We start from the raw sequence: 23,810 nt of genomic DNA on the forward strand, positions 1-23,810 counted from the left end.
ACCGCGGCGATCGGCCGGATCGGCACGCCCTGTTGGGAAGCACGCCGACCGGACGTCCCCGCTGCCTCCGGCTCGTTCGTCTGGGGTGGAGCGTCCTCCTGGTGCGGGCATTGAACCACCCCAAGGCATCCGCCGTGTCACCCCGCTGCGCCCGCCGTGTCACCCCGCCGCGCCCGCCCTGTCACCCCGCTGCGCCCGCCCTGTCACCCCGCTGCGCAGCGAGGGGTCTTCCATGCGCCGCAGTGAAGATTCCTCACGCCGTTCGGAATGACATGGCTGGCGTTGGCACCCCCGCCGCGCCCGCCGTGTCACCCCGCTGCGCCCGCCGTGTCACCCCGCTGCGCAGCGAGGGGTCTTCCATGCGCCGCAACGAAGATTCCTCACTCCGTTCGGAATGACATGGCTGGCGTTGGCACCCCCGCCGCGCTCGCCGTGGCACCCCGAGTATCAAATGGCCCGCGGGCCAGTGGTGCCGAGAGAAACCAGTGTGTTGCACCGGCCCGCCCATGTCACCCCGAACGAACGTGAGGGGTCTTCCATGACGATCCGTGCAGATTCCTCACTGCGCCTACGGCTCCGTTCGGAATGACAGAGGACACGCTGGAGCCGACAACACGGTTTGTTGCTTAGGAGCGCAGCGAGGGGTCTTCCATGGGCATCAGCGAAGATTCCTCACGCCGTTCGGAATGACATGGCTGGCGTTGGCACCCCTTGGTGCGGGCACTGAACCAGCAACCCATCCCCATGCCGCGACGCTTGTGCCCCGAACCTTGGCCAACGACACCGCCACCTTCGTGCGAAAAAAACGAACGTCATGTCGCTCCCTCGGCGCTTGGATAAAAAACCCTACCCCCAAAAGCCTACCGGTCCGGGGGCCGGACCCGGTGTACGGGCACCCGCAAGGGGTGCCCTGGTGGGGTGCATGCACGGAAGATGCAATCGCCCTGGCCTGTGTGCAGGGCTTGCGCAGGGGACCTGCGGCCTCCAAGAAACTCGCTTGTGCGGGCGAACCCTCGTTGTCACAGGTATCAGGCCCAGGCCTGAATGTCAGTGGTATAATGACGTGGTGAACGAGAACAAGACAGGTACCAGGAGGATCTATTGTGATGCGACACGTGCGCGCCCTTATGCTGGGCGTCGCCCTGATCGCGCTCGTAGTGGCTGGCGTTGGCTATGCCGCGTTGAATGAACTACGTGCCCCGGCTGACCCGCGTGGTGAGCCGGTTGAATTTGTGATCAGGCCAGGAGCAAGTACATCTGAAATAGCTACCCAGTTGCGGAGTCAGGGGCTGATTCGTCAGCCGATACTGTTTACATGGCTCAGTCGTAGCCAGGATCTCGATGGGCGCCTGCAGGCCGGGCGTTATGTGCTGAGTCCGACGATGACGATGAGTCAGATTATTATTGCCTTGCAGACCGCACGTATCGAGGATGTGCAGGTAAGGTTCATCGAAGGGATGCGCCTCGAAGAGATTGCCGACACGCTCGAAGCGGCAGAAATTGTTGAGGCGACCGTTTTTTTGCAAGCAGCCCGCGATGGCGCTCGCTTTCGTAACGAGTTCTTCTTGCTGAGTAGCTTGCCTGATGGGGCGAGCCTTGAAGGGTATCTTTTCCCTGATACCTACCGTTTTCCGCAACAGGCAAATCCCAATGACGTGATCCGCCGCATGCTCAATCGTTTTGTCGAGCAGTATGCAACGATCGAGCGCAGTGTCCAGGTGCCTAATGTGAATGTGCATCAACTGGTTACGATGGCTTCGATTGTGCAGCGCGAGTCGGCCCTGGTTGATGAGATGCCGTTGATCGCCGGGGTCTTCTGGAACCGGCTCAAGCCCGAGAATGCACCAATTGTCGGTGGCGGATTACTTGGGGCTGATGCAACGATACAATATGCAGTAGGCTATAGTACCGTTGAACAAACGTGGTGGCGCAAAAATCTGACGATGACCGACCTGCAGATTGAAAGCCCGTACAATACACGGTTGCGCCCCGGTCTCCCTCCAGGTCCGATTGCCTCACCGGGGCTTGATGCGCTACGAGCAGCCGCTCAACCCGATGATGCAAATGGTTATCTCTTTTTTGTCGCCAGTTGCGAACTTGATGGTTCACACAATTTTGCGGCCTCATTCGCTGACTTCTTGCAGTACGAGGCCGAGTGGTTGGCCTGTCAGTAGACCTGTCGGGCTTCTGGTCAGGTCAAAGGATCGAGGATGCAAAAAATTATCTTAATTGGCGACCCGGTCGCCCACAGCCGCTCCCATCTGATGCACAATGCGGCGCTGACGCACCTAGGCCTCGCGATGCGCTATGAGGCGGTGCATACACCTGCCGCCGAGCTTGCCGCCCGGATTGCCGCCCTCCGTGGCGCTGAGTACCTTGGGGCGAATATTACGCTGCCCCACAAACAGGCGGTGATACCTTTCCTAGACGGGATTGATGAGCTCGCTGCGCAGATCGGGGCAGTCAATACGATTTATAAGAGTCCAGCTGGTGAGTTGATCGGTACAAATACCGACGCCCCCGGGCTGATGGCCGATCTCGCCGCGTCCGGGTTTGCACCCGAGAGGCGCCTGGCGGTGATCCTGGGGGCCAGCGGGGCCGCCCGCGCCGCAGCCTTCGGTCTCGCCGAGGCCAAAGTTGATACGCTCGTGGTTGCGAACCGTACGCCCGAACGCGCCGAAGAGTTGCTGGCAGATCTGTTGCTGACGATCACCGATGATGATGGCCTGACGGCAACCGGTGAACCGCCACCTGCCTTGATTGCCCTGGGGCTGGATGATCCTGAGTTGACCGAGTACCTGACTACCTGCGATCTGCTACTCAATGCCACTTCACAGGGCTGGCATGGCGACGAAACGCCGCTGCCCGATCCGCCTGTTGGGACGCACACCCTTGTCTATGATATGGTCTACCGCCCGACACGTTTGCTGCAAGAAGCCGCAGCGCGTGGAGCCCAGACCCGTGATGGGTTGGGCATGCTGGTACATCAGGGCACGATCGGCTTTACGCTCTGGACGGGACGTGAGGCGCCGTTGGAGGTTATGTGGGGGGCGTTGCGTTAGGCATGGGTACCCCACTCCTGGTCATACTGAGTGGGCTGATTCTGGGTGGCCTGCTGAATGTGCTGATTGTGCGCATTCCACGCGAAGGCAGGCTGCTCGGATGGCCGCGTTGTACACGCACCGGTGAAGCGCTGACATGGTGGCAGTTCATCCCGGTTGTGGGCTGGGTGCTGCAACGTGGTCGCGCGCGCAACGGGCAACCACTGCACTGGATCTACCCATTTGTTGAGGTCGTCTGTGGCCTCACGCTGCTGCGGCTCTATCAACTCTACGGGTTGGGGCCAGCGTTTTATTATCTGACCTTTGTATGCGCCGTACTAGTTATCACCGGGGCAATTGATTGGCTCTACCGGTATATTTATACTGCGGTGATCTTTGGCGGGGTCATCGTCGCGTTTCTTTTCAGCCTGGTGACGGGCATGATCGATTGGCGTCTGATGATCCTTGGTGCGCTGGCGGGCGGCTTCGTCTTCCTCCTCTTTTATCTCCTTGCCCGGATGCTCTTTCCTTCAGCAGGCGTGCCCTTTGGCCTTGGTGATGTCTATCTGGCGATCTTTATTGGCACTGCCGTCGGCTTCTTGCACCTTGGGGCAGCGCTGTTTACGGGGATGATCCTGGCGGGCATCGTCTCGGCGGGAATTCTCATTGTGCGGGCGACTGGGCGGCCAACGCCAACCTACATTGCCTATGGGAGTTATCTTTGCCTGGGGGTGATTCTCTTTATTGCCTCCGGCGGGATAGGTGGGTAATTGCTTGCGTTGAAAAAAGCCAGCGTAGCTGGCTTTTTTCAACGCAAGCACAAGCATTAGGAGGAGGGTGAGGAGTCAGCTTCTTCTTCTTCGTCGGGTGGTTTGCGGCCGAGGAGTTCGGCGAGATTAGCTGCGGTGAGTTTGAGGGCAATCTGACCGTCGCTGATGATGCGGTCGAAGATCGTCGGATCGCGTTCTTCGGTCGGCAAGGCGGTGACAAAATGGTTGAAGATTTCACTCCGTTCCTTGATCAGGTCGGCCCAGGCAGCATCAGGGAGCGTCCGGCGGAGGTCGGCCAGGTGCAATTCGGCAAAGGCCACCAGGGTTTCAGCTGTGTCGTCGGTGAGTTGCGCCGCAGCACCTGCTAGGTAATAGTTGGGCGCTTCGGCGCCAACGGGGGTTTCCACGGGGATCAGGTGGCCGACGAGAACTTCGCCACTCTCCAGGCGACGCGAGGCTTTGTGATCAGCGAGTTCGTAGGTCGCGTCGCTCAACAGATCGCGTGCGATAACACCCTTGCCCTTTTTGATCATCTCGACAAGATACGGGCGTAAGCGGACGGTTGTCCAGGTCTGCAAGAGACGGCGCTCGTAGGGGTCAAGCTCAAACGCTTCATCGTCCGCGAGTTGTTCAACCAGGGTACGGCCATCTTCCTGGCGCAGATCAAAAGCAAACCAGGTGAGAAAGCGCTCGGCGCCTCGATCTTCCAGCGTATCAAGCTCATCGAGTTGCTCGACCTGATATTTGCCCTGCCAGAAACGCTCAAGCGCCAGGGGAAACTGCATCGGCAACGCCTGCGCCGCCTCGATAATGCGTGGCAAGAGGGTATCCTGCGCCTGATGCAAACGCATCTGCTCAGTCCGTTCGGCCTGTTCCAGGGGCAAGTGACAATCTTTGTACTTCTTGCCACTGCCACAATGACACGGATCATTGCGGCCAAGTTTGGGGGCTTTGCGCTTTGGTTGGTTGCTCATACCATCTCCTTTTGCGCTGGTACCAACCAGCATAGCTGGTTGATACCAGCCAAAGAAAGAAACTTGAGGGCTGTCACCCTCGCACGGAGCAATACGTTATGTCTATTTCACTTATTTGTACCGTACGTGACGAAGCGGAAACGATCGGTGCCTTGATCGACTCGATGCTGGCGCAACATCGCCTTCCCGACGAGATTGTGATCAATGATTGCCTCAGTCGTGATCCAACGCCAGAGATTGTCCGTGCGTATGCCGCCCGCGAGCCACGCATCCGCCTGGTGGCAGGCGGAAATTCGATTTCATCAGGACGCAATCATGCCATCCGCGAGGCCAGCGGCACCATCATTGCCTGCACGGATGCTGGCCTGCGCCTCGATCCGGGCTGGCTTGAGGCGATTGTAGCACCAATCGAGCGCGATGAAGCAGATCTTGTCGGCGGATTCTTTCAGGCCGATCCTCAATCGCTCTTTGAGTTGACCCTGGGGGCGGTCAATTATCGTGATCTGGACGAGATCGATCCAGCCCGTTTTATGCCCTTTGGCAAATCAATGGCCTTTCGACGGAGCCTGTGGGAGCATGTCGGCGGCTTTCCGGAGTGGCTGAGTCACTGCGAAGACCTGGTCTTTGCCCAGGCCGCCGAGCAGGCAGGGTTCAAACGTACCTTTGCACCTTCGGCGCTGGTCTATTTTCGCCCACGCAGTTCGCTCGGTGCCTTTGCCCGCCAATACTATTTCTATGCGCGCGGCGACGGCATGGCAGGGCTGTGGCCCAAACGCCACGCCATCCGCTACCTGGTCTATAGCAGCACCGCCCTGATGCTCACGGCGGCCCGCTACGTGCCCAGGCTCCGCGGGCCGAGTGCAGCACTGTTGGCCCTGGGGCTCGGTGCGTACACGTATGGCCCGTACCGGCGACTGCTCAAGCGCCTGAAGGGGCGCCCGGGATTGGAACAATTGGCCGCCCTGGCGCTCGTACCAGTGATCCGAGTGGTTGGCGACAGCGCCAAAATGGCGGGCTACCCGGTAGGGCGCCTGAAGAAGCGAAGGCTCAAGCGCTAGGAGTTCAATAGTACGAGGGGGAATAAACGTAGGCTTCCCCCTTTTTTCGTCAGGTAATCAGGAGGATTTCGGCCTCTACATCGCTGCGCCGACAAACTACACTGGTCTTAGAACTCACACGCAGGAATGCCGAAGAGGAGGCCAGGAATGAACGCGCAGCTGATACCAACCACAAACGCAACGTATAGCCCGCCTTCAACCGTGGCATATGACCCACGGCAGATGGATCTGACGAGTCTCGCCCGTCGCGCCCAGACGGAAGGGCGTCGTTTTTACAACCACGAAGAGTATGATGCACGCTTTGCCTATGAACTCTTCCGGCGCGCCCTAGTTGAGCGTGATGAACTGGCATGGACGTTTCTTTTTGAACATTATGCCCCCCTGGTCGAGCACTGGGTGCGTCGTACCGGAGCCTTCACGGTCAGTGGCGAGACGAGTGATTTTTTTGTCAGCGAAGCTTTTACCCGTTTCTGGAGGGCCATTCCAGCCGAGCGGTTTGATGCCTTTCCAAATCTTGCGGCGCTGCTCAACTATCTCCGCCGGTGTGCCTCGTGTGTGGTGATTGATGCAGCGCGAAGCCAGGCCTATGCCGATTTGCTGCCCGAAGAAGCGGTGAACTGGAACGATCAGCGCATGGCGCACGCCGATGAAGAGGCGACGGAACGCGTGGGGCGGGAAGAATTCTGGCAACTGATCGAAGCTCAACTCACCAGTGAAATCGAGCGTCTAGTCGTACGTTGTTCGTACCAACTCGGGATGAAACCGGGTGAGATCTACGAACGCTGGCAAACCCTTTTCAGTGATGTTCACGAGATCTACGCAATCAAGCGGATCGTCCTGAACCGGCTGCGGCGGCACGCGATGCTCCGTGAACTCTACTAACCAGGATCCCCCAACATGCACAAACGGCGAGCGAAGCTCGCCGTTTGTGCATGCTATGTATCTCTAACAACCAACATCATCAAGAAAAGCGTTGATGATCGGCTCCTGCGCTTCAGCATCAAGCAAAAAGGCATCGTGACCAGCAATACCGGGGAGGTCAACGTGTTCGACGAAACGGCCACGGCGGGTGAGGGCATCGGCAATCGCCTGTGACTCAGCGGTAGGATAGAGCCAGTCACTGCTGAACGAGATGAGCAGCGTGCTGCCAGTTACCCGATTGAAAGCGACATCGAGGTTGCCATAGCGTCCCGGCAAGTCCCAGTAATCCATCGCTTTCGTGATATAGAGGTATGAATTCGCATCAAAACGCTGATTAAAGGCATCGCCCTGGTAATCGAGATAGCTTTCGACGGCAAATTCGCGTTCGAGACTAAAAGCGAGATCGTCATTATGCTGCAGGCGGCGCCCAAACTTCTGCTCAAGCGCGGGTTCACTCAGATAGGTGACATGGCCGAGCATACGGGCAAGGGCGAGACCATCCACGGGAGGCTCGTAGCCGTAATAGTCGCCATTGCGCCAGCGCGGATCGCTCATAATGGCCCGGCGGGCAATGCTATTCCAGGCGATGGTCTGGGTACCTGAGCGCGCAGCGGTGGCAATCAAGATCGCGCTACGAACGCGCTCAGGGTTACTGGTCATCCACTCGAGCGCCTGAAAGCCACCCATCGAGCCACCGGCGACGGCCATCAACTGATCGATGCCGAGCGCATCGATCAGGCGGGCCTGGGCACGCACCATATCGCCAATCGTGAGCACAGGAAAACGAGTCGCATAGGGACGACCCGTACGCGGATCACGGCTGGAAGGGCCTGTCGACCCCATGCACCCACCAATAACATTCGAGCAAATAATATAGTAACGATCAGTATCAAAGGGGCGGCCCGGGCCGACCATCATGTCCCACCAACCCGGCTTGCGTTCAGCAGAGCCATGAAAACCAGCGGCATGCGCATCGCCCGAAAGGGCATGGAGCAAGAGAATCGCATTGCTGCGCTCAGCATTGAGCTGTCCATAGGTCTCATAGGCAAGCGTTACAGGTCCAAGCATCTTGCCACTCTCGAGCGCGAGCGGCTCAGTCCAGGTAAAATATTGCCGTTGGACAAGACCAACACCATCAAAAACACGCTCGGTTGCCACAGCAGTCATAGAGACACCTCAACGATACTGACTTACACTACTTGCTTGGAGGGTGAACCAGTGGCCCTTCGGTCGCCACTGGTTCCCATCGATCACACCTACACCTTGGCGAGCGCCTGGTCGAGATCGGCGAGGATATCATCCAGGGTCTCGATGCCAATCGAAAGACGAATATAGTCATCAGACACCCCGGTCAGTTGTTGCTCTTCAGCGGTAAGCTGGCTATGGGTTGTACTGGCGGGATGAATGGCGAGGCTACGGGCATCACCGATATTCGCCAGATGCGAGAAGAGGCGCAGGTTATTGATAAAGGTCCGGCCTGCCTCGCGCCCGCCTTTGATACCAAAGCCAAGAATGCCACTCTGACCTTTCGGTAGATACTTGCGGGTCAGTTCATAGCTCGGATGGGTGGGGAGGCCAGGGTAGTTGACCCAGGCAACCTTCTGGTGCTCACTGAGCCAGCGAGCAACGCCGAGCGCATTCTGGCAATGGCGTTCCATGCGGAGGGGCAGCGTCTCGAGGCCCTGGAGCAAGAGGAAGGAATTGAAGGGACTGATCGCCGCACCGAGATCACGGAGCCCCTGGACGCGAGCCTTGATAATATAGGCGAGATTGCCGAGGGCCTGGGTATACACAAGCCCGTGGTAGCTAGGATCGGGTTCGGTAAACTCGGGATAGCGGCCATTGGCCCAATCGAACTTACCGCTATCAACAATCACCCCGCCAATGCTGGTGCCGTGGCCGCCAATAAACTTGGTAGCCGAATGGATCACAATATCGGCCCCGTGTTCGATGGGCTTCCAGAGATAAGGGGTTACAGTAGTCGCATCAACAATGACCGCGACGCCAGCCTCGTGGGCAATGGCGGCAATGCGCTCGAGATCGAGCACATCGAGCTTCGGATTGCCGACGAGTTCGAGGAAGAAGGCTTTGGTACGACCATCAATCGCCCGACGGAAACCCTCATAATCACGACCATCAACAAAACGGGTTGTAATGCCAAGTTTGGGCAAAGTATGGCGGAAGAGATTATAGGTACCACCATAAAGATCGGTTGATGCAACAAGATTATCACCAGTCCCGGCGAGATTGAGGATCGCGAGGGTTTCAGCAGCCTGACCGGAAGCGAGGGCAAGGGCACCGACGCCACCCTCGAGCAGCGCGAGCCGCTTCTCGAAGACATCGGTCGTTGGGTTCATAATCCGGGTATAGATATTACCAAACTCTTGCAGACCAAAAAGGCGAGCAGCGTGATCGGTATCCTGGAACTGATACGATGTCGTCTGATAAATCGGCACTGCGCGTGCGCCCGTTGTCGGATCAGGAACCTGCCCACCATGCAAAGCTAGCGTCTCAAAACCGGTAAACTGCTGATCATCGGCCATAGGAAGCCCCCTTATAGCATAGATTGCGAACAAAACAACACACAAAAAACCCTCATCGGTATTCGATGAGGGCAGACACTCGCGATTCAGGTAGAAGATCGGCGCAGCGTGCCGCTCATCTTCCAGATGTTTTCTGTCGGAATTGGCACCGAGCCTGGGCAGAACGCTTTGCAGATTATATGCTACCCGCTATATGCAAGCGAGCGTATACAAAGCATCAGACTTCCAGGTGGTTGCCGCGGTTTCATAGGGCCGTTCCCTCCACCGCTCTGGATGAGCCGCGCGTCTAGTTGTTCGTGTGCTGGGTTCAAATATAACAGTTTGACGCGAGATTGTCAAGAGGGAATTTTAGGGAGGGTGACGGTCAAATGACCGTCACCCTCCCTAAAGCAAGGCGTGAAGAGCTATGCGCCTAAATAAAGGCGCTCATGCCGGTAATGGCCCGACCAACGATAAGGGTATTCATTTCGTGGGTACCCTCGTAGGAATAGAGTGCCTCGGCGTCGGCGAAATAGCGGGCGACATCGTGTTCAAGCAAAATGCCATTGCCACCGAGCAAGCCACGACCAGTAGCGACAACTTCGCGCATCTTTTCGCCACAGAAGGCCTTGGCGAGCGAGGCCCGTTCGTGGCTAAGCTTGCCATCGCGGGCAGCGATCTGACTGAGGCGCAGACAGAGCGACTGCATCGCGGTAAGGTTGCCGAGCATCGAAACGAGGCCACTCTGCACGAGTTGGAAACCGGTGATCGGGCGGCCAAACTGAATGCGCTCATTGGCATAGGCGAGGGTACGTTCATACGCACCCATAGCCGTACCAGTCATTGCCCAGGCGACAATAGCGCGAGCCATCGCCAACTGACGGGCGACATCGCGGAACGCAGTGACCCCGGGGAGCCGGTTGGCCTCGGGAACGCGCACATTCTGGAGTTGAATATTGGCATTCTGCACCACCCGGAGCGCGATTTTGCCTTCAAGCTTCTCGACATGGTAGCCGGGCGTGCCACGTTCGACCACAAAGCCCTTGACCTGATTATCAGCCACATCACGGGCAAAGACCACATTCAGATCAGCGATTGGCGCATTGCCGCACCACTTTTTGGCACCATTGATAATCCAGACATCATCTTCGCGACGGGCCGTCGTCAGCAGACCGGCAGCCGTCGCCGAGCCAACCTCAGGCTCGGTGAGCGACCAGGTGCCAATCTTTTCAAAGCGTTCCATCGCGGGCAGCCAGCGCTGTTTTTGCTCATCCGAGCCAAACATCCAGATCGAGCCCATTGAGAGGCCCCAATGAACCCCCCAGAAGGTGTACATCGAAGGATCGACCCGTGCGAGTTCCATCGCAGCAATGCCAGTCAAGACCGGGCCAAGGGCATCAAGCGAATAGGGGCGCGAGCCAAAGGTATTCTGGATCATCGCGGCAAACGAAGGCACGAGTTCGTGCGGAAAGTCACCACGTTCCCAATAAGAACCAATCACCGGGCGAACGCGCTCCTCCATATACGTACGGATTGCCATCTGGATCGCACGTTCTTCATCGGACAACACATCAAGAATATCGTAGAAGTCACCATTGACCGGCGGCAAATGTTTTGGACGACGTTTGCTCGTAATGCTCTTGAGCAGCAGGCCGATCTCCTGCGGACTGACTCCACCAGGGAATTTCACTTGTTGAAACAGACGTGAGAGACCAGCAAAGGGTAGCGTGACGGGAGCCATAGATCTCCTCCGATAAGTAGCGTGCCGCCGGCGACAACACTGTCGTCGGTCGGCGGATCATCGTCGCTCCGCCATAAGTTGGGAGGCGCCGATCACGCGTCGACAACACATTTAACGCAATGCGTTATACATGTTATAGCACACCGGCATAACAACTGTCAATGAGAGGAATTATATGGCTTGGGCTGACGCCTGGCAATTCTTGCTTGTGCTGGCGAAAACGGCCCGCTTTGCGAGCCGTTTTCGCCAGCACAAGCAAGGTTCTTGGGAGGGCTGACGCCTCCAGCGAGCACCCAACGTTATGTCATCGCTTGACAAGCGAACTTGATGCGGGTTATACTCCGCACACACACAGACTCTCTTACATAATGATGCACAAGCCTCCCCCAGCATAGATCTTTCTCATCGGGTCTGATCGATTCATTCAAGATCAGACCGGCCCAACTAGTTATCGCAGTGACGCGGTCGTAGGAATTTGACAAGGAGGTAGGTTAGATGAGAAGCTTTCGTTCGACACGTGGGTTGATGGTCGTTGTCTTGATGATGGTCATGGCCTTAATCCTCGCGGCCTGTGGTTCAACACCAGCTGCAACGCCAACTGAGGCACCGGCTCCAGCAGCAACAGATGCTCCCGTGGCTGAAGCACCAACCGAAGCCCCCGCTGCCACACCTGAACCGCCACCAGTTTCAACAGAGCGGTTGCGGCTTTCGTTTGGTGGTGGGCCAGTCGGTGGGGTCTTTCAGGTGTATGCCGATACGCTAGCGATCATTGTCGCTGATGCGGATCCGAACCTAGAGATCACGGCTGAAGGTACGGGTGGTTCAGCCGAGAACCTGCGGAGCACCAACTCGGGTGACTTCCAGTTTGGCATCGTGTACGCGGGCGACGTTGCCCTTGGCGCGGCTGGCGAATTGCCCCAGGATCCGACCCAGTACACCAGTGTGCTGGCGGTGGCCCCCCTCTATGGTGGTGTGATCCACCTGGTCGTCTCTGAGCGCAGTGGCATTCAGAGTGTGGCCGATCTGCCTGGCAAGCGCATTGCGCTGGGCAACGCGGGTTCGGGTGCGGCGCTCTCTGCCGAGCGCTACTTTACCCATATGGGTCTGATTGATCAGGTGCAGGTTGAATACCTCGGCTATTCGCAGGCTGCTTCGGCGATGGGCGATGGTCAGCTTGATGGCTTCTGGATCCTGGCTGGCTTCCCCAATGCTTCAGTGACCGAAGCAACCACGGTTACCGACATTCGACTGATCGACGTCTACAATCCTGGCGTTGAGGGTGGCTTCTTTGAGGCCTACCCCTTCTACTCGGCACGCAATCTGCTTGGCGGGGCATACACCGGTGTTGATGAGGATGTGCCGAGCTTCCAGGACACGGCGCTATGGGTTGCCAATGCCGATGTGTCTGAGGATGTTGTCTACAATGCGTTGACAACGGTCTTTGGTGATGATGGGATGAGCCGCTTGCGGGCCGCCCACCCGTCGGCAAGCGAGGTCGCCCTCGAAAATGGCATTACCGGCATCGGGAGTCGGTTGCATCCCGGGGCTGTGCGCTTCTGGGAAGAGCAGGGCGTGACGATCCCGGATGAGTTGAAGTAACAGGTTAACAGGTATATTCGCTTAAACGCAGCAATGGTGTTATCCACAAGGCTTGGTGGGTAACACCATTGCGCAATCTAACGGCCAACTCGATGAGGAGGAGTGATGGCAGGACAGTCCGCCCCCGAACCGGAAAAGAAAAAACCCGAAGAAGATCCGCAGGCAATCCTGGCTGCCTTGAGCACTCCGAGTACTGAGGATGTGATTCAAGACGAAAAGCTACGTGCAATTGTCGAGAAAGAGGAGCCCTCCACCCGTCAACTCAATCGGTTCTGGGCAATGGTTGTCTCGGTAATCTCGGTTGGCATGGCTGGTTTTTATATTTATACTGCGGGAACGCTACCGGCCCCGGTACAGTGGCAGCGCGGCTTGTATGTGATGTTAACCTTCATCTTGATTCTGCTGCTTTATCCGGCGATTCCACGCAAAAGCAAAGTACGTCCATGGATGGAGAACATCCTTGAGCGGCTGCCAGGTTGGCTGCGGATGGTGCTTGCGCCAACTTCGGGGCCAAGCTTGATTGATCTCATCTTGATGGCCTTGACTGTTGGTGTCGTTGGTTATTACATTCTCAATTTCAAGGAACTTCAATTTCGTGCCGGGGCTTACAACTACAACGATTATATTGTTGCCTCAGTTGGGCTCTTGATTTCACTTGAGATTGCCCGCCGTGTGCTTGGCTGGTCAATGACCATTATCGGCGGTATGTTCATTCTCTATCTGCGTTTTGGCAGTGTGCTCTATGATATCCCCATTTTGAGCACCTTTGCCCACCGCGGACGCTCGGCTGAGCGAACAGCAACCACGCTCTTCTTTGATCAAGAGGGTGTCTTTGGCATCATGGCCAATGTCCTGGTCTCGTATGTTATTCTCTTCATCTTCTTTGGAGCTTTCCTCCGCAAATCAGGCGCAAGCCGCTTTTTTATTGATCTCCCCCTTGCCCTGGCGGGACGATCGGTCGGCGGGCCAGCCAAGGTCGCGGTCATTTCATCAGCGCTTTTTGGTTCAATTTCAGGGAGTGCGATTGCCAATACCGTCAGTACCGGAGCTTTTACAATTCCGTTGATGAAGCGCTCGGGCTTTCGCCCGCACGTTGCGGGGGCCATTGAGCCCTCAGCTTCCATCGGTGGTGCTTTTATGCCCCCGGTGATGGGGGCGGGTGCCTTCCTGATGGCCGAATTGACCGCGATCCCCTATCCGACGATTGTGCTTATTTCGATCTTTCCCGCGATTCTCTACTTCCTCTCGGTGCTGACCATGGTTCACTTTGAGGCCAAGAAGTACAACCTGCGCGGGATTGAGACCGGGGTCAGGGCTATCGATATCATTCGTAAAGAGTGGTATATGTCGGTGCCGCTGCTGGTGCTGGTCATTATGATGATGTCGGGGTTCTCGCCAGGATATTCGGCCTTCTGGTCGATCCTCTCGTGTGTGGCGCTGATGTATACGATGCCCAACAATGCCGCTGACTTCAAGAATCCCGCAGCGCTGGGCGGGAGTATGCTGCAGGCGATTGGGCGAAGTACCGTACGCGTCGTACGCAGTGTAATTGAGGCGATGGAAGAGGGTGTGCGTGATACGCTGGTGATCGGGGCCACGGTGGGTGTGATCGGGATGATTGTCGGCACCATTTATGCCACCGGTATCGGTGGGCGTTTTGCCAAGATCATTACCGACCTTGCGGGCGGCAACGTAGTGCTGGCCATCCTGCTGATTGGCCTGGCGTCACTCGTGCTTGGCATGGGTGTCCCGGTGACAGCAGCCTATCTGATCACGGCGGTGATTATGGTGCCTGCGCTGACCGACCTGGGGGTAGCTTTGATCGCGGCGCATATGATTGTTTACTGGTTTAGCCAGGATAGCAACATTACCCCGCCGGTCTGTGTGGCTGCCTATGCCGGGGCCGCAATTGCCGGGGCTGATCCCTGGAAGACAGGCTGGACGGCCTTTAAGTTTGCCAAGTTACTCTATGTTATGCCCTTCCTCTTTGCCTTCAGCCCGGCGATTCTGCTGATTGGGCATGGCGGTCAGCCGCTGCAAGAGATGATGTGGGGTGAGGTAGCGCTCGCCTTCTTCTCAGGGTTTATGGGCACGATTGCCTTCTCGGCGGTTTCGATGTTCTATCTGGTACGGCAAACAACCTGGTGGGAATGGACCATTGCCGCCATCGGGGCTTTCCTCTGTTTCTGGCCCAATCTGGCGACTGATCTGATCGGGATTGCGATTTTTGCTTCGGTCTGGTTCTGGCAGTACTATGATGTGAAGCGCCGGGGCAAACCCGTTGCCCCAGCCCAACCAGTAACGTGAGATCAATTGTTTTAGGCACAAAAAAAGCCAGCGTAGCTGGCTTTTTTTGTGCCTAACATATATTACACGTTCGGGACAATTGGCTCGATGCTGGGGTCGTGACCACCAATCTGGCTGCTGCGCAAGACCCAGGCCGAGGCACCCCGTTTGAGAAAAACCTCGATCAGGGCACGGGCAATGACGGGCGGCAGGACAGTGCGCCAGCTCCGTACAGCTTTGCCAAGGGTTTTAAGTGGCGTGCCACCGCTGCCGAGGATGGGCAGATCATATTCCCAATCTTCGCGTGCGCCCCAGGGCGTGAGGACTTCGCGCACATCGCTGCCGAGCGAGAGGAGGGTCTCGAGGCGGCGGGCATTTTCGGGTGTATTGGCAAGGGCCGCCTGGAGATCAGGCCGATCACGCAAAAGACGGCCGGTATTGCGGATCGCCGCATAGAGCGCCTGGGCCGAGTCCTGGGCACAATTATTGGCCGCCCCGACACTGGTACCGCCGCGGCCATCGGCAATGCGATACCGGGCCGTCATCACCTCTAGTTGACGCAGGATCAGATCGAGTGCGGCGAGAGGTTGACCACCGAGTTCAAACGGATCAGTCACGGCAGGGTGCTTGATCAGCACATCCTGGATCGGGCGCACCCCGGCCCAACCTAACTGGCGATCGCCGCTATAACGACTATAGTGGATCGAACCTGCGGTCAGGCCATCAACATTGTGGGCATAGACCTGATTATAGACCAGATCAAAGCTCAATTCATTCGCGAGTGGCTCAAGGATCACCGTCGCACGGCCAAAGGCAACATGGCCCCAGTAGAGCGGCGTGCGGGCGGCGGGTTCGCGTTTTTCGCCCCCGATGCCGCCAAAGAGATGGATCACCAGCGCACGATCCCCGGCTTGCCAGGCAGCACGAGCCGCGTGAGGGGTAATGCCATCCCCGGCAAGCAACACCGTTGTGGCCTGGCCCTTGACGGCAGCCTGCTTCCACTGTTTAGGCTTCAAATACTCCATGCACTCCGACGTACGATCGGCGTAACTCTGGGGTTCGAGGCGCAGCATCAAGCGTGGGGCCAGCGCTCGTACGACAAAAGCACCCTCGGCATCCTGGGCACCATAGATATACCAGCCTTGCGCATTGAGGGGCGAGTGCTCGATGCCAGAGGCGGTGCTATTGGTCACACCGAAGCTATCGGGCACAACCTCGGGCATGCGCACCAATTCTTCGGGGCCAGTGAACGAACTGGATGCCTGATCATAGTGGCGCACACGATAGGCATCACCGTCGCCTGAAGGCCCGAGAAACTGTACCAGCGCATAGAAACGACCGGTGACCTGAACTGGTTCGGTCGTCACAAAGATGATTGGGGGGCCACCATCAGCAGGCTGACGGTCGACCGTCACCTGGCCTTCAAGGCGCACCGTGAGATCATCGAGTGGATGCGCCCCAGCGAGCGACTCAAGTGGATTGACATACTCCCAGCCATTGACCCGTTCGGCAAGCACCGTACCCGCCTCGATCGCCTTAAGCGAATCTTCGCTCATATGGACACTGCGGGTGGCCCCCCAGAAACGCGCATTGAGCGTCAGGTTCGGGAGCCAGCGGAGGCGCACCCTGGCCGCCAGGAGATCCTGATAGGCAGCGGGTACGTGTTCGAGCTCGATCCAACAACCAAGCACCAATTCACGTTCAGCGAGCGAAGGCAAGATCAAGCGTCCGAGCCAGGCCCCAAGTGGTTGGTAGCGGATAGGATCGGGTACCTGCTGAAGCGGATAGAAAGCGGGTTGATTGAAGGTAGCCGCTTGATAGCGCTGATAATTGCTGACGGTCGTCATTTAGGCCACCTTTTGCTTCTTCTTTTTCGCCTCGCGTTCAGCCCTGGCTTCGGCAACCTCAGCGACGCGGGCATCGGCATACGCCTTAGCTTCGGCTTCAGTCGCAACGCGTGCGGCCTGGAGATCGGTCGCATCGATTAAATTATCACGCACAAGCAAATCGCCAATCGTATCGATTGTCGCGATAGCATGCGAGTGACCATCAGGGGTAAACGCGACCCAGGAAAAATAGTTAGTCGAACCATTGTGATGCATCTTGCCCATCGGGACAAACTCGATGACCCCATTGTAGAGCGCCTGGTTCCAGATGCTCTGCGGAAACCACTTCCAGCGCCCGGCATAGAGTTTCTCACCGAGACCGTGGAGGGGATCATCGTCACCCCAGAGATGGTAGAGTTTGGCCAGATTTTTAATGCCGATGTCATCACTCATCACGCCGCCGATCGAGATAACACGGATGGGAGCCTGGCGGAGCAACGGCTTGAGAAACGTCGCGGCACCAATCGCAATCTGCGCCCCACCCGAGAAACCAATAATCGTCACGGGCTTGCCACTGCCAATTCGATAGCCACGCAACTGCAGCGCCTCAACAATCTCATTGGCCACCCCCAGGTTATAGATCGGCCCGTAGCGTCGATCAGCCGAGATCGCCACTTGAAACATATTACGAATATTAATCAGAAATTGAAGCAAATCGTAAGGATTTTTTAAACGACGCTTTTCGAGATATCCCCACATACGAGCAAAGGCGCGTTCGTTGGTGAGACCGGCATTGGTGACGGAATAGGGATAGACATCAGGCACCACGGTCGTATTCGAGAGGCGCTTGAGCGCCATCTTGCCCCAATCGATCTCTTCCTGGGGAATACCGGCCGCATCAATCGCCCCGATCCCCGAGAGATAGACCAGAAAATGGGCCTCTTTGCTCTCAGGAATATCGGCCAACTGAGGCGTGACGTGACCGGGCACAGGGGGCGCTTTGCTCTCACCAAACCAACCGGCCCACCAACCGAGGCTCTCGAAGGGAGCAACTGCAGCCGACAGAAAGAGCAGGACAACGGCACCAATGAAGAGCAACCAGAGGAATGAGAGCATCAGCGGCCTCCTTTGGGGGGTGATTTCTCATTGGCAAAACGATCCAGGACATCATCAAGCGCCAGATCAAAGGTCGTCCCCGCAGCGGTCTTGAAGAGCCAATTACGAACCGCAAGAATAGGGCGTCCAATGGTCGCACTGCCGACCGTTACAAGGAGATAGCCGAGGCCAACACAGACAAGCGCGGGCCAGAGGGCGCCATTAGCGAGGAAGGTAATGCCCGCAAGTACGACCAGAAAGCTCCAGACCGAGAGCACACGGCCAATGAACGTACCGAGGTACGGGATCAGCACCAGAAAGCCAAAGAGATAGGGCGTAGCACCGAGGCCAACGAGACGAATCACGGTACGAAACGGAATATCATTCGGAAAGAGCACCTGGCCAGTGACCCAGATCGCGATCGCCCAGATAAGCAGCGAGGTCGCAAAAATAATGCCATTGACCACCAGGCTCAGGACAAAGCGACCGGGCCGCACCCGATTGACAAAGAGAATGACACTCTGCCCAACGAGCATTGAGGCCCCACCGAGAACCGCAATCACCAGAATGATCCAGTTGGTATTAGGATAGCTTTCGACCACTTCAAAGACGCGGGGATTAAGGCGAAGCGCCCCACCGATACCCTGGAGCACATAGCCAAGAAATTCAAACACGGCACTGCCTTTTTCTCTATGTATCTGAACTGGGCATGTGTACGATCAGGGTCAGGACGCGAATGATGCAATACGCAGGCTTATGCCTGCGTATTGCATCATTCGTATCATACGATCCACGACATGTGCGAGCCTACTCCTCGCTGAAGTACTCTTTGAGCTTCGCTTCCTGCTCAGTCGAGAGATTGCTGGCGATCAACTCAAATTCCTGGCCCTTGACGGCCTCACTGATCCGGTCGAGAACCGCGCCGGTGCTCATCAAGAAGAGGGCAGAGGTACCGGGGGTGACTTTGGCCTGAACTTCCTTGATGAAGCGATCATCAATACCAACATCAGCGAAGCTACCGGTGAGAGCGCCGGTTGCGGCACCGATCGCGGCACCAACAAACGGAATGAAGAAGAGCAGGCCAAAGAGCATGCCCCAGAACATACCATTGAGCGCACCCATACCGGCGAGGTTATGGAGCTGGCGAGTTTTGGGTTTCTTCTTATCGGCAGCCCAGACAACAGTAGCCGCATCAATAATGGTAATCAACTGCTGCTTCTGCAGACTATCCAGCGTATCGAGCATCTTCTCGGCACCGTCCACGGTCGGGAACTTCAGCACAGTCAAAGCGGACATACAAGAACCTCCTTAGGTTGCAAACGACACGATCGCACAAACGAGAAAAAAACTTAGGAATAAGGACAACTTAACTCGCTGCCAGCGCGGCGGCGAGGGCATCGATGGCAGCCTTCTCTTCAGCGCTCACCGGCGTACCGCCCATCCCGAGGAAGCCACCCTCTTTGACCGCAGCGGCAACGTGCTGGGCAACGGCGAGCATCAAACCCTGATAGGCAACCGCATCAGAGCGAGGCGCCTTGGCCCGAGCGACACCAACTGACTCGAGCACGAGGGGGAGCAAGGTCGCCTGGATCTCGGCCTGCTCAGACTTCTTATGGGTCTTGACCATCGCCTCGACCTCATCAGCGGTCACATCGTCATTGAAGAGGATATTGAGCAATTCGGTGGGGCCAGCCTTGGTGACAGCCTCATCAATGGCGGCATACATCGCATCGAGTTCTTTATCACGGCCACCCTTGCCTGAAAGATCGGCAAGAATAATGAGCGTCGCGGCATAGATCGGGCCCTGGCGCAACGTAGCCCAGTCTTCATCACTAAACTTGGCTCGCAGCTTATCCTGGATCTCAAGCGGCTTGAAGACCTCTTTAATCACCTGATTCGTGGTACTATCGCGGCGGCTCAGGCCACGCAGTTCCGTCTGCAACGTCTTGGAGAGGGCGGCTGCATCCATGCCCTGCTGGGTCGTCATATTCTTGATCACACCCATCAGCACCGGAGTCACAAGGCCAAGGAACGGCGTAATATCAATGCTCGTCGCCTTCTTGATGCCGCCCGTAACCAATTCAAGATTGCTGCCAAACATCTGCTGTACGACCGCTGGTGTGCCACCGGTAACATTGCCGAGCACACCCTGGAGATTGCCAAGCACACCGGTATCGGCGCCCTGAATGATCTTATCAAGGGCCTCGACACCCTCAGGCGTATTGCCCATACGGGCGAGACCGCCAGCCAGCACGGCTGTTGTCAAAGCGATCCCCTGGCGAGTCATTTCGTCACTGAGCCCAACTTGCTTGCCGACACGTTCAATCACCGTCGGACTGATCAGATTAGAAATTGTGTCAATCACCGATGGCATAGATCAAATTCCTTTCATCAAGAGCTTTAACGGCTGCCGGGACAAAGGAGGCAACCGATCATGCAGCGACGTCCCAGTAGCATGATACTGGCGGTAGGATTTGCTGATTGCTTCCACACGCGTGCGTACACCAAGTTTACCATAGATATTCCGCAGATGAAACTTGACCGTTGTACGGCTAATATACAGGCGTTCAGCAATCGCATCATTCGAGAGGCCGTACAACAAGAGAGCAAAGACGGCTTGTTCGCGTTCAGAGAGGCGATCCGGATCAGCAACCTGTTGCTGATCATCGTCAGCGAGCAAGGCAGCAACTTCGGGAGCCAGGGTCAGCACCCCATTCGCTGCATTGCGAAGAGCCTGGGCCAGTTCAAAGGCATCAACATGCTTGAGCAGATACGCGGTGATGCCATACTGCAATGCCGCAGGCAGCAACATTGCTTCAACTCGCTCAGTCAAGACGACCACACGCACAGGCAGCTGCTGCTGCTGAAGCTCACGCAGCAAATCCAGTGCCCCTGGCATCGTCAGATCAAGAAGCAACAGGGTAGGACGGTGACGCTCGCAGAGCATAAAAGCATCGGCAGCAAAGCCCGTCTCACCCACAACAGCAATGTTCGGCAGAGCGGAAAGGATATGGCGTATTCCAGCACGATAGATTGACTGTGGATCAACAGTCACTATACGAATCTGGTGTTTAATTGTCATAGTGTCTGCACAAAAGACATGTTATCTACCCACCAAAAGCGGTACTACTGAGAGTACCGCCTCGTCGTTTGTCATGCACAAATGGCATACAGCAATGCACTGTTGGCAAAATCAAGTGTATGGCTAGTATAGTCGGTAGCAGATACCAATAGCATCACTCAAAATGTAGTATTTATGACCATACGCCGGGGTTCAGAAGTCCCCCAGCACCGAAATGGTTCCGCAGCGCCTGCTGGATCGCCCGAGCTTCGGACACATAGCCCTGGATATCGAGATCAGCGGGAGGTGGCAAACAACCTGGGACGCTGACAGCATAGCCACCGGCCTGCCGTGCAGCCTGAGCAAGCGCGAAGGGGTGCGCCGGATCGCGAACATAGAGCAACCCATTGGCGAGATCGGCGAGCAGACCAACAGACGCCGGGGCGGCAAGGCGGGTCACCTCGGGCAAGCGCTGGGAAGGAAGGCCCAGACGCAGGGTCAAGGCTGACTGGCTAGAGGCAAGCCAGGCCGCCCACTGCGCCGACCCGGTCGTCTCGGTCAGGGTTTCAAGCGCGGTTGCCCCGGCGAGCAACACCTGAACCTGTGCACGTTCAGCCTGCACATCTTCGGGATATCCTTCGGCAGTATAGATGAGCGTGTTCGAGCCAGGTTCACTGAGGATGAGCAGTGACGACGCGACCAGGCAGAACGGCAGCAGACATGCTCCAGCTACAAGGGCGGCCTCGAGGCTAGCAAAGCTGGCGCGCAGGGTCACCGAGGCACGTGGGAGGGGCGAGAGCTTGAGGGTCACATCGGTGAGCATGCCGAGCGTACCGTGCGAGCCAACATAGAGCTTGGGAAGATCGTAGCCAGCGACATTTTTGACCACCGGACGACCGGCGCCGATCACGCGACCATCGGGCAACGCGACGGTCGTGGCGAGCAAGAGATCACGGACGCCCCCATAACGCATGCGCAAAGGCGCATTGAAATTGGCAGCAACAATGCCCCCAAGCGTTGCCTCCGGCCAGGGCGACACGAGCGGCACCCACATCCCATCCTGTACCAACTCGGCCTGCAAGGTCGCAAGGGGAGTCCCGGCACCGGCAACAACATAGAGATCGTCACGGGCATAGGTAATAATGCCGGCAAGGCCACGGCTACTCACCGTCACATCAGCCGAACCAGGCGAAGACGCTTTCGAGCCACCACCGACCAGGCGCACCGAACGCCCAGTCGCCGTCAACGCATGCAGGCTTGCGGCGGCATCGGCGGCAGTGGTGGGGGCAAGAAGATCTTCAGGGGCTGCGGTGAGGGCCGGATGGTCAACCGGAACCACCGGGGCTGGCGTGGGCGAAGCAGGCGGAAAAATCTTGCCTGGGTTATAGATTGCCTGTGGATCAAAGAGATCGCGGATCTCGCGCATGACGGCCAACTCATCGGCGGTATACATCATCGGCATAAAATCACGTTTCTCGATGCCGACGCCGTGTTCACCGGTGATACTGCCACCATAGCCAACGCAGAGTTCAAGGATTTCACGGCCAACTTCAATAACCTGGCGTACCAGGGCCGGATCATTGGGATTTTTGAGCGGAATAAAGGGGTGAAGATTGCCATCGCCGGCGTGGAAGACATAGGCGACCTGGAGACCAGCGCGGGCGCAGATCGCATTGACGCCACCGAGCGTTGCTGCGAGCTTGCTGCGAGGTACCGTGCCATCCACGAGATAGAAGGCCGGGGCGAGGCGAGCCATCGCTCCGGCGGCACTCTTGCGCCCATACCAGATCCGGTCACGCTCCTCGGCACTCTGCGCAATGCGGAGATTGAAGCCGCCATACTCGCGCAGAATCGTCGCGATCTCATCAATCTGGAGGCCAACACTTTCGGGATAGCCATCAGCCTCGATAATCAGCGCAGCGCCGGCAGTAATAGGCAAACCAGCGGGCACAAAAGCCTCGATAATTTGCATCATCGCCTGGTTCATCATCTCCATCGTGGCTGGAACAAGGCCACGGGCGATGACGGCGGAAACGGCTTCACCAGCGGTCTCAACCGAATCAAAGGCAGCCATCATCGTCTTGACGGCAGGTGGATAGCGCATCAAACGCACCGTCGCGCTGGTAATCAAGCCGAGGGTACCCTCACTGCCAACGAGCAAACCAGCGAGATCATACTCGGGATAATCGAGGGCCGCGCCACCGAGGCGCAGAGGACGGCCATCAGGCAACACAACCTCGAGACCCGTCACATAATTGGACGTGACGCCATACTTGAAACAGTGGGGGCCACCGGCATTCTCAGCAAGATTACCGCCGAGCGTTGAAGCACGGCCACTGGAAGGATCAGGAGGAAAATAGAGCCCGTGCTCACGGGTAACGGTATCGAGCAACAGATTGGTCAACCCAGGTTCAACGACAGCACTCCGGCCCACCGGATCGAGGTCAACGAGGCGTTCCATGCGGGCAAAGGCAACAATGACACCACCGTGTTCAGCGACAGCGCCACCAGAGAGGCCGGTGCCAGCGCCGCGCGCCACCAGCGGAATCCGATAGCGTGAAGCCCAGGCAACCAGGCGAGCGACCTCTTCGGTCGTCTGGGGCAAGACCACCGCATCGGGAAGACCGCGATCGAGGCTCGCATCGCCTTCATAGGTGAGCAACGCAACCGGATCAGTCACAACACGACCAGGCGGCAACAGACTTGTCAGCGCAGTAAGGGCAAGCTCACGGGCAATCATGGAGGCTCCTGACATACAACATTGGACGGAGGCAGCACAACAGCCAGAGACGAAAATGCGGTTCTGGGTATCATACCAGAACCGCATCATCTCGGCTAGGATGTCAAGGCCGCAGGATGCAGGTTATGCTTGTGCCGATGGAAAAAGCCAGCAAAGCTGGCTTTTTCCATCGGCAC

18 protein-coding genes and 1 riboswitch are annotated in these 23,810 nt (G+C 57.3%); of the genes, 7 read left to right on the forward strand and 11 right to left on the reverse strand.

From position 1 onward, the window contains the following. The first annotated feature begins 1,106 nt into the window (after positions 1-1,106). The 3 genes from mltG to EYB53_RS17605 are packed head-to-tail and all read left to right on the forward strand — an operon-like array spanning position 1,107 to position 3,811. Entirely contained in the window at positions 1,107-2,174 is a 1,068-nt protein-coding gene (mltG, locus tag EYB53_RS17595; protein WP_135479756.1) for an endolytic transglycosylase MltG, read from the forward strand. Positions 2,175-2,210: 36 nt separating this feature from the next. Next, positions 2,211-3,062, forward strand: coding sequence for a shikimate dehydrogenase (gene aroE, locus EYB53_RS17600; RefSeq protein WP_135479723.1), 852 nt, complete (start codon positions 2,211-2,213; stop codon positions 3,060-3,062). 2 nt (positions 3,063-3,064) lie between these two features. Continuing rightward, the gene (locus EYB53_RS17605) at positions 3,065-3,811 is read left to right on the forward strand and encodes a prepilin peptidase (protein ID WP_135479724.1); all 747 of its coding nucleotides are present in this window, start codon (positions 3,065-3,067) and stop codon (positions 3,809-3,811) included. A 56-nt stretch (positions 3,812-3,867) separates the two neighbouring features. Here EYB53_RS17605 and EYB53_RS17610 read toward each other — a convergent pair whose 3' ends face one another. Next, positions 3,868-4,785, reverse strand: a complete 918-nt coding sequence (locus EYB53_RS17610; protein WP_135479725.1) for a YecA family protein — start codon at positions 4,783-4,785, stop codon at positions 3,868-3,870. A gap of 98 nt (positions 4,786-4,883) precedes the next feature. On the opposite strand from EYB53_RS17610, the gene EYB53_RS17615 reads away from it, so the two are divergent. Both EYB53_RS17615 and EYB53_RS17620 read left to right on the forward strand, forming a co-directional pair. Continuing rightward, positions 4,884-5,843 (forward strand): glycosyltransferase, encoded by a 960-nt coding sequence (locus EYB53_RS17615; protein ID WP_135479726.1) that lies wholly within the window; start codon positions 4,884-4,886, stop codon positions 5,841-5,843. Between the two features lie 147 nt (positions 5,844-5,990). Further along, the gene (locus tag EYB53_RS17620; protein ID WP_135479727.1) at positions 5,991-6,725 is read left to right on the forward strand and encodes an RNA polymerase sigma factor; all 735 of its coding nucleotides are present in this window, start codon (positions 5,991-5,993) and stop codon (positions 6,723-6,725) included. 63 nt (positions 6,726-6,788) lie between these two features. Here the strand turns inward: EYB53_RS17620 and metX are convergent, their stop codons facing one another. The 3 genes from metX to EYB53_RS17635 all read right to left on the reverse strand — a co-directional run bounded on the left by metX (position 6,789) and on the right by EYB53_RS17635 (position 11,027). After that, on the reverse strand, positions 6,789-7,931 hold the full coding sequence (gene metX / locus EYB53_RS17625) for a homoserine O-acetyltransferase MetX (RefSeq protein ID WP_135479728.1): 1,143 nt from the start codon (positions 7,929-7,931) through the stop codon (positions 6,789-6,791). 89 nt (positions 7,932-8,020) lie between these two features. Next, on the reverse strand, positions 8,021-9,307 hold the full coding sequence (locus EYB53_RS17630; protein ID WP_135479729.1) for a homocysteine synthase: 1,287 nt from the start codon (positions 9,305-9,307) through the stop codon (positions 8,021-8,023). A 112-nt stretch (positions 9,308-9,419) separates the two neighbouring features. Beyond that, positions 9,420-9,587, reverse strand: a riboswitch (SAM riboswitch). A 132-nt stretch (positions 9,588-9,719) separates the two neighbouring features. Then, on the reverse strand, positions 9,720-11,027 hold the full coding sequence (locus EYB53_RS17635) for an acyl-CoA dehydrogenase family protein (RefSeq protein WP_135479730.1): 1,308 nt from the start codon (positions 11,025-11,027) through the stop codon (positions 9,720-9,722). A 495-nt stretch (positions 11,028-11,522) separates the two neighbouring features. Between EYB53_RS17635 and EYB53_RS17640 the strand changes: the two genes are divergently transcribed. After that, on the forward strand, positions 11,523-12,626 hold the full coding sequence (locus tag EYB53_RS17640; RefSeq protein ID WP_135479731.1) for a TAXI family TRAP transporter solute-binding subunit: 1,104 nt from the start codon (positions 11,523-11,525) through the stop codon (positions 12,624-12,626). A 105-nt stretch (positions 12,627-12,731) separates the two neighbouring features. Next, the gene (locus tag EYB53_RS17645) at positions 12,732-14,933 is read left to right on the forward strand and encodes a TRAP transporter permease (RefSeq protein WP_135479732.1); all 2,202 of its coding nucleotides are present in this window, start codon (positions 12,732-12,734) and stop codon (positions 14,931-14,933) included. A 62-nt stretch (positions 14,934-14,995) separates the two neighbouring features. Here the strand turns inward: EYB53_RS17645 and EYB53_RS17650 are convergent, their stop codons facing one another. From EYB53_RS17650 to EYB53_RS17680, 7 genes are all read right to left on the reverse strand, one after another. Then, positions 14,996-16,759: a hypothetical protein gene (locus EYB53_RS17650; RefSeq protein ID WP_135479733.1), complete on the reverse strand. Its 1,764-nt coding sequence runs from the start codon at positions 16,757-16,759 to the stop codon at positions 14,996-14,998. Then, on the reverse strand, positions 16,760-17,854 hold the full coding sequence (locus EYB53_RS17655; protein WP_135479734.1) for a hypothetical protein: 1,095 nt from the start codon (positions 17,852-17,854) through the stop codon (positions 16,760-16,762). It lies immediately after the preceding gene. Further along, positions 17,854-18,507 carry a hypothetical protein gene (locus EYB53_RS17660; protein WP_135479735.1) on the reverse strand — a complete coding sequence of 218 codons (654 nt, stop codon included), beginning with the start codon at positions 18,505-18,507 and terminating at the stop codon, positions 17,854-17,856. Before EYB53_RS17660 ends, EYB53_RS17655 begins: the two co-directional genes overlap by 1 nt. Before the next feature lie 133 nt (positions 18,508-18,640). Then, entirely contained in the window at positions 18,641-19,129 is a 489-nt protein-coding gene (locus tag EYB53_RS17665; RefSeq protein WP_129670563.1) for a DUF1269 domain-containing protein, read from the reverse strand. A 70-nt stretch (positions 19,130-19,199) separates the two neighbouring features. Continuing rightward, positions 19,200-20,207, reverse strand: coding sequence for a DUF937 domain-containing protein (locus EYB53_RS17670; protein WP_135479736.1), 1,008 nt, complete (start codon positions 20,205-20,207; stop codon positions 19,200-19,202). Between the two features lie 3 nt (positions 20,208-20,210). Then, complete coding sequence (locus EYB53_RS17675; RefSeq protein ID WP_135479737.1) at positions 20,211-20,915, reverse strand: LuxR C-terminal-related transcriptional regulator; 705 nt, start codon at positions 20,913-20,915, stop codon at positions 20,211-20,213. Positions 20,916-21,087: 172 nt separating this feature from the next. Beyond that, the gene (locus EYB53_RS17680) at positions 21,088-23,634 is read right to left on the reverse strand and encodes an FAD-binding oxidoreductase (protein WP_135479738.1); all 2,547 of its coding nucleotides are present in this window, start codon (positions 23,632-23,634) and stop codon (positions 21,088-21,090) included. Positions 23,635-23,810 lie beyond the last annotated feature (176 nt).

Source organism: Candidatus Chloroploca mongolica (assembly GCF_004762035.2).
Taxonomy (GTDB): domain Bacteria; phylum Chloroflexota; class Chloroflexia; order Chloroflexales; family Chloroflexaceae; genus Chloroploca; species Chloroploca mongolica.

Coding starts and splice junctions, on each gene's coding strand:
- EYB53_RS17620 (WP_135479727.1), top strand. CDS start 5,991: ATGAACGCGCAGCTGATACCAACCACAAACGCAACGTATAGCCCGCCT.
- EYB53_RS17665 (WP_129670563.1), bottom strand. CDS start 19,129: ATGTCCGCTTTGACTGTGCTGAAGTTCCCGACCGTGGACGGTGCCGAG.
- EYB53_RS17655 (WP_135479734.1), bottom strand. CDS start 17,854: ATGCTCTCATTCCTCTGGTTGCTCTTCATTGGTGCCGTTGTCCTGCTC.
- EYB53_RS17650 (WP_135479733.1), bottom strand. CDS start 16,759: ATGACGACCGTCAGCAATTATCAGCGCTATCAAGCGGCTACCTTCAAT.
- metX (WP_135479728.1), bottom strand. CDS start 7,931: ATGACTGCTGTGGCAACCGAGCGTGTTTTTGATGGTGTTGGTCTTGTC.
- EYB53_RS17615 (WP_135479726.1), top strand. CDS start 4,884: ATGTCTATTTCACTTATTTGTACCGTACGTGACGAAGCGGAAACGATC.
- EYB53_RS17610 (WP_135479725.1), bottom strand. CDS start 4,785: ATGAGCAACCAACCAAAGCGCAAAGCCCCCAAACTTGGCCGCAATGAT.
- EYB53_RS17680 (WP_135479738.1), bottom strand. CDS start 23,634: ATGATTGCCCGTGAGCTTGCCCTTACTGCGCTGACAAGTCTGTTGCCG.
- EYB53_RS17670 (WP_135479736.1), bottom strand. CDS start 20,207: ATGCCATCGGTGATTGACACAATTTCTAATCTGATCAGTCCGACGGTG.
- EYB53_RS17640 (WP_135479731.1), top strand. CDS start 11,523: ATGAGAAGCTTTCGTTCGACACGTGGGTTGATGGTCGTTGTCTTGATG.
- EYB53_RS17635 (WP_135479730.1), bottom strand. CDS start 11,027: ATGGCTCCCGTCACGCTACCCTTTGCTGGTCTCTCACGTCTGTTTCAA.
- EYB53_RS17630 (WP_135479729.1), bottom strand. CDS start 9,307: ATGGCCGATGATCAGCAGTTTACCGGTTTTGAGACGCTAGCTTTGCAT.
- mltG (WP_135479756.1), top strand. CDS start 1,107: ATGCGACACGTGCGCGCCCTTATGCTGGGCGTCGCCCTGATCGCGCTC.
- EYB53_RS17675 (WP_135479737.1), bottom strand. CDS start 20,915: ATGACAATTAAACACCAGATTCGTATAGTGACTGTTGATCCACAGTCA.
- EYB53_RS17605 (WP_135479724.1), top strand. CDS start 3,065: ATGGGTACCCCACTCCTGGTCATACTGAGTGGGCTGATTCTGGGTGGC.
- EYB53_RS17645 (WP_135479732.1), top strand. CDS start 12,732: ATGGCAGGACAGTCCGCCCCCGAACCGGAAAAGAAAAAACCCGAAGAA.
- aroE (WP_135479723.1), top strand. CDS start 2,211: ATGCAAAAAATTATCTTAATTGGCGACCCGGTCGCCCACAGCCGCTCC.